The 1,075-nt window shown below is 67.5% G+C and carries 1 protein-coding gene; it reads left to right on the top strand.

Going from position 1 to position 1,075, the window contains the following annotated elements:
* Nucleotides 1-111: 111 nt before the first annotated feature.
* Nucleotides 112-1,075: IS481 family transposase (locus AC5RUP_RS17210; protein ID WP_494155280.1), on the top strand; the 964-nt coding region annotated here is incomplete at its 3' end.

The raw sequence follows: 1,075 nt of genomic DNA, 5'->3' as shown, positions 1-1,075 counted from the left end.
TGTATTGCCCACGGACGTTAGGGACGCGCGGCGTGGCTGGGTGACATGAAGAAGACCTCCGGGTGAGGTGGGGCTTGTCGAGAGTCCACATCTTCACACCGGAGGTCTTCAATGTCCCATGCTAATGCCGTCCTGACTCCGAAGGGCCGCCTGCGCCTGGCCAAATGCGTGGTCGAGGACGGCTGGCCGCTGCGCCGCGCTGCGGAACGGTTCCAGGTCTGCGTCACGACCGCCTCACGCTGGGCCAATCGCTACCGGGAACTCGGCGAGGCCGGAATGGGCGACCGGTCCAGCCGTCCGAACCGCAGCCCGCGCAGGACGCCCAAGCGCCGGGAGCGACGGATCATCGCGCTGCGGATCAACCGGCGCTGGGGCCCGGCGAGGATCGGCTACCTGCTCGGCATCCACCCCTCCACCGTGCACCGGGTGCTCTCGCGCTACGGGCTGGCGAAGCTGGCCTGGCTGGACCGAGCCACCGGACGGGTGATCCGCCGCTATGAGCACACCGCGCCCGGGGACCTGGTCCACGTGGACATCAAGAAACTCGGGCGCATCCCCGACGGCGGCGGACACCGGATCATGGACCGCGGCGCCGGCAAACGGAACAAGACCGGCACCGCGGCAAACCGGCGTCCCGGCTACGCATACCTGCACAACGCGGTGGACGACCATTCCCGGCTGGCCTACACCGAGATCTTGGCCGATGAGAAGAAGGACACCGCCGCCGGCTTCTGGGAACGGGCCAACGCGTTCTTCGCCTCCTGCGGCATCACCGTCAAACGCGTGCTCACCGACAACGGCGCCTGCTACCGTTCCCTACCCTTCGCCGCAGCCCTGGGACCGGACATCAAGCACCGCCGGACCCGCCCCTACCGGCCGCAGACCAACGGCAAAGTCGAACGCTACAACCGCACCCTGCTGGAGGAATGGGCCTACGCGAAACCGTACCGGTCGGAGGCTGAACGCGTCGCCGCCTTCGCCGGCTGGCTTCACGTCTACAATTTCCACCGCGGGCACACCTCACTCAAAGGTCAGCCACCGGCCAGCCGCGTACCCAACCTCTCAGGTCAATACA

It is taken from the genome of Arthrobacter sp. Y3223151 (genome assembly GCF_059091125.1).
This window is presented reverse-complemented; position numbering and strand designations above follow the sequence as displayed.